5 protein-coding genes are annotated in these 4,687 nt (G+C 65.5%); 1 reads left to right on the top strand and 4 read right to left on the bottom strand.

Annotated elements, in window-relative coordinates; all coding sequences use genetic code 11:
• Positions 1 to 655, bottom strand: a 655-nt coding sequence (locus BGN95_RS07060; RefSeq protein ID WP_286772084.1) for a cytochrome b, incomplete at its 3' end; no start/stop codon positions are given.
• A gap of 12 nt (positions 656 to 667) precedes the next feature.
• Positions 668 to 1,252, bottom strand: coding sequence for a ubiquinol-cytochrome c reductase iron-sulfur subunit (gene petA / locus BGN95_RS07055; RefSeq protein ID WP_179510821.1), 585 nt, complete (start codon positions 1,250 to 1,252; stop codon positions 668 to 670).
• A gap of 219 nt (positions 1,253 to 1,471) precedes the next feature.
• On the opposite strand from petA, the gene BGN95_RS07050 reads away from it, so the two are divergent.
• On the top strand, positions 1,472 to 1,921 hold the full coding sequence (locus tag BGN95_RS07050) for a tRNA (cytidine(34)-2'-O)-methyltransferase (protein WP_286772083.1): 450 nt from the start codon (positions 1,472 to 1,474) through the stop codon (positions 1,919 to 1,921).
• A gap of 133 nt (positions 1,922 to 2,054) precedes the next feature.
• Here the strand turns inward: BGN95_RS07050 and BGN95_RS07045 are convergent, their stop codons facing one another.
• Both BGN95_RS07045 and BGN95_RS07040 read right to left on the bottom strand, forming a co-directional pair.
• On the bottom strand, positions 2,055 to 3,050 hold the full coding sequence (locus BGN95_RS07045) for an NAD(P)H-dependent flavin oxidoreductase (RefSeq protein WP_265269101.1): 996 nt from the start codon (positions 3,048 to 3,050) through the stop codon (positions 2,055 to 2,057).
• Between the two features lie 120 nt (positions 3,051 to 3,170).
• On the bottom strand, positions 3,171 to 4,541 hold the full coding sequence (locus tag BGN95_RS07040) for an acyl-CoA dehydrogenase family protein (RefSeq protein WP_265269100.1): 1,371 nt from the start codon (positions 4,539 to 4,541) through the stop codon (positions 3,171 to 3,173).
• Positions 4,542 to 4,687: the final 146 nt, after the last annotated feature.

The raw sequence follows: 4,687 nt of genomic DNA, 5'->3' as shown, positions 1-4,687 counted from the left end.
GCAGCGCCCAGATGTGCAGGATGATGACACCCGCGATCACGAACGGCAGCAGATAGTGGAGCGAGAAGAAGCGGTTGAGCGCGGCATTGTCCGGCGCGAAACCGCCCAGCAGCCACACGCGGATCGTTTCGCCCACGCCCGGTATCGCCGAGAAGAAGCCGGTGATGACCTGCGCGCCCCAGAAGCTCATCTGGCCCCACGGCAGCACATAGCCCATGAAGGCGGTGGCCATCATGAGAAGGAAGATCACCACGCCCAGCAGCCACACCATCTCGCGCGGCGCCTTGTACGAGCCGTAATAGAGCCCGCGGGCGATGTGGACATAGACGACGAAGAGGAACATCGAGGCGCCGTTGGCGTGCGCATAGCGCAGGAACCAGCCGCCGTTGACGTCGCGCATGATATGCTCGGTCGAACCGAAGGCGACCAGCGCGTTCGGCGCATAATGCATCGCCAGCACGACGCCGGTGATGATCTGGCACACCAGCGCCACCCCGGCGAGCACGCCGAAATTCCACCAGTAATTGAGGTTGCGCGGCACCGGATAGCCGGCGCCGATCGAATTGTAGACGAGGCGCGGCAACGGCAGCTTCTCGTCGAGCCACCGCATCAGCGGCTGCTTAGGCTCATAGTGCTTGGCCCAGGGAAAGCTCATGTGCGTGCTACCTCAGCCGACCTTGACGGTCGTGTCAGACGTGAAGGTGTAATCGGGAACGTGCAGGTTGAGCGGCGCCGGCCCCTGGCGGATGCGCGCGGCCGTATCATAGGCCGAGCCGTGGCACGGGCAGAAATAGCCGCCGAACGGCCCGCGATTCTCGCCCTCGCCCGCACCCAGCGGCACGCAGCCGAGGTGGGTGCAGACCCCCAAAGTAATCAGCCAGTTCTTCTTGCCCGGCTTGGTGCGCTGCTCCAGCGTCTGGGGATCGCGCAGCGAGCTCACCGGCACCGCATCGGCCTCGGCGATTTCCGCCGGGGTGAGATTGCGGACGAACAGCGGCTGCTTGCGGAAGATCGTCTTGATCGCCTGGCCCGGCGCGATTTTCGAAAGGTCGACGTCGGTGGTCGCCTGCGCCAGCACGTCGGCGGAGGGGTTCATCTGGTTGATCAGCGGCAGGACGATGACGCCCGCGCCGACCCCGGCCCACGCCACGGCAGCGATGTTGATGAAATCGCGGCGGCGGGGATCGTGACCTTCCTCATGATACCGGGTCGGGTTCGCACCCGGGGGAATCGCCTCTTCGACCGTCGCCATTCGCTAACCCTTATCCCTTCCTGTCAGGCGGGCGAACGGTGTCGGATCTGCTCCTCCCACGCCCGCCATCGCCCCCGTCCCCACGGAGTTGATGGCCTGATAGCCTCGCCCCCCCTGCCTGCCAACAGCATTTTGCGCAACCCCGCGCGGGCATTTCCTTGAACTTCTCTCACGCTCGCACCTTCCGTCGACCCGCCCGCGGCGCTATCCGCACCGACGATGCGCATCGCTCTTTACGAACCCGATATCGCGGGCAATGTCGGCACGATCCTGCGCCTGGCGGCATGCATGGGGCTCGGGGTCGACCTGATCGAGCCGATGGGCTTCCCGTGGAGCGACCGCGCGCTCGCCCGCGCCGGGATGGACTATGCCGGGGCGGTGGCGGTGACGCGCCATGCCGATTGGGCGGCGTTCATCGCGCAGGCGCCGGGGCGTATAGTCCTCCCCACCACCACGGGGGCGAGTCCGTTGCCCGAGGCGACCTTCCGTACGGACGATATCCTGCTGTTCGGATCGGAGGGCGCCGGGGTGCCGATCACGGTCCACGATCGCGCCGACATGCGGGTACGCGTACCGATGCAGCCGGGGTTCCGCTCGCTCAACGTCGCGGTGTCGGCGGCGATGATGCTCGGCGAAGCGCTGCGCCAGACGGGGGGATGGGCCGAGTGATTCGACCCACTTTCTCCCCTCCCTGATGAAGGAAGGGCCGGCGGTGGATGGGGCTTGAGGCGCGCGTGACGATTCCCTCCCACACCAACCCACCCCGCCCCTCACTTGTTCAAGGGAGGGGAGAAACTACGGCCTACTGCGCCGCCTCGGCATAACGGTGGACCATCTGCGCCAGCCGGCCGTCGATGATCTCCTCCGCCTCGGCGACGATCCGGTCGACCAGTTCCTTGACGGTGGGGATGTCGTTGATCAGCCCCTGGATCATCCCGGCGGACCAGATGCCGCCGTCGGTATCGCCATGTTCCATCGCCGCGAGCCCGCGCTTGCCGGCGACAAGATGCTGGACATCCTCGAACTTCGCCCCGCCGCGCTTCTCGATCGCGACCACTTCCTGGCTGACCGCATTCTTCATCACCCGCGCGGTATTGTGCAACGTGCGGAAGATCAGATCGGTCGCGCGCTCGTCATTCTCGACCATCTTCTGCTTGAAGCTCTCGGGAATCTCGGCCTCCTGCGTGACGCAGAAGCGCGTGCCCATGTTGATCCCGTCGGCGCCGAGCGCGAGCGCCGCGACCAGCCCGCGCCCGTCACCGAACCCGCCCGAGGCGAGCATCGGCACCTTCACCTTGTTCGCCGCCGCGGGGATCAGGATCAGCCCGGGGATATCATCCTCGCCCGGATGCCCGGCGCATTCGAAGCCATCGATCGAGATCGCGTCGACCCCCATCCGCTCTGCGGAAAGCGCGTGGCGGACCGCGGTGCATTTGTGGATCACCTTGATGTCGTGCGCCTTGAAATCGTCGACATGCTCCTGCGGCTTATACCCCGCGGTCTCGACGATCTTGACCCCGCCCTCGATGATCGCGCGGCGATATTCGGCATAGGGCGGCGGGGTGATCGTCGGCAGGATCGTGAGGTTCACCCCGAACGGCTTGTCGGTCATGTCGCGGCAGCGCGCGATCTCCTTCGCCAGCGCCTCGGGGTTCGGCTGGGTCAGCGCGGTGATGAACCCCAATGCGCCGGCATTGGCCACGGCAGCGACGAGCGGCGCGCGGCCGACCCACTGCATCCCGCCCTGCGCGATCGGATAGTCGATCCCGAACGCCTCGGTGAACCGCGTCTTGAGCATCCCTGTCTCTCCTAACCTCTCCGTAACATATGTTACGCCGATTCGCTGCGCTGCCGCAAGCCCTGCTTGGGGAGACCGCCTACCCTCCAGCCGGGCGAAGGCCGGGGTGGTATACTTTACTCAATCGCGCTTCCCGATCGCCTGCCAGCCGGTGCGCGGGCGGATCTGGCTCTCCTCGCGGTAATCGACATCGTCCCACCCAAGGTCGGCGAATTCCTGCCGCCGCGGCCCGATATAGCCGAACAGGAACGCCGCGACCTTGCGCATCTGGATCTCCTCCGCGCCCTCGGTGATGCGATAGCGGCGGTGGTGGCGATAGATATGCTCGAACGGCTTGTGCCGCGAATAGCCGATCCCGCCGTGGACCTGCATCGCGCGGTCTGCCGCCTCGCAGCACAAGCGGTTCGCCCAGTAATTGCACATCGAGACCTTGTCCGAGATGCGCTTCTCCACCTCCGGGTGGGGCATCTGGTCCATTTCCCACGCGGTCTTGCGGATCAGCAGCCGCAGCATCTCGGCCTGGGTCGCCAGCTCGACCAGCGGGAACTGGATCGCCTGGTTGCGCGCCAGATCCTCGCCGAACGGCTTGCGCTGCCGCGCGTAACGCACCGCTTCCTCGATGCAATAGACCGCCGCGCCGAGCGACGACGCCGCCTGCCGGATGCGGTTTTCGTGGACGAAGCTCTGCGCGAGCGGCAGCCCGTTATCGACGGGTCCGAAAATCGCGCTGTCGGGCACCCACACATCGGTGAAGCTGACCCGCGGGTGATCGGTCGGCATGTTGAAGGTCCACAGATATTCCTCGACCTTCACCCCCGGCGCATCGGCCGGCACGAGGAAGCAGGTGATCCCGCGCGCCGCGCCGTCCTCGCCCGAAGTGCGCGCGAACAAGGCGCAATGGCTGGCGACGTGCATCCCGGTCGTCCACATCTTTTCGCCGTTGAGCAGCCAGCCGTCGACCCCATCACGCGCCTCGCGCACCCCGCGGGTTGCCATATGAGTGGCGTCCGATCCGTGATCGGGCTCGGTCAGCCCGAAGGTGATTCGCTTGCTGCCGTCGAGCATGCCAGGGATGAATTCGGCCTTTTGCGCCTCGGTCCCGAAATCGTCGAACATCTTGGCGAAGGGGTTGTTGGCGACGATCGAATGCTCGGTCTGCAGATCGTTGTGCAGCCCCAGCCCCTTGGCCGCGAGATATTCGCGGATCACGCACATCCACAGGTTCGACCCGCCTTTGCCGCCGAATTTGGGGAGCAGGGCGAAGCGCAGATGCCCCGCCTTGTCGGCGCGGCGCTTCGCCTCGCGCATCAGCTCCTCCCACTCCTCGCGCGGGAGGCCGCCATTGTCGAAATCGGTGCGCGCCCATTCGCGGCGGTGATCGAAGAAGCGGATATTGTCGTCCGCCTCCTCGAGTGGCCGGATTTCGGCGTCGATGAAGGCGTCCAGCTCGGCCAGATAGTTGACCAGATCCTCGGGCAGCGCAAAATCCATTGATCCTCTCCGAAATTACTTAGTATGCTTAGTGAATTATCGGGCCGCCAAACGACAAGCGAAAAGTGACCGGGAAAAATGAGCGAGATCGCCGAACGACTGGCCGCTTTGGTGCCGAAACTGGCCGGAGACGGCGCCGAGATCAA

It is taken from the genome of Sphingomonas sp. 66-10, assembly GCF_001897045.1.
Taxonomy (GTDB): Bacteria; Pseudomonadota; Alphaproteobacteria; order Sphingomonadales; family Sphingomonadaceae; genus Sphingomonas; species Sphingomonas lycopersici.
This window is presented reverse-complemented; position numbering and strand designations above follow the sequence as displayed.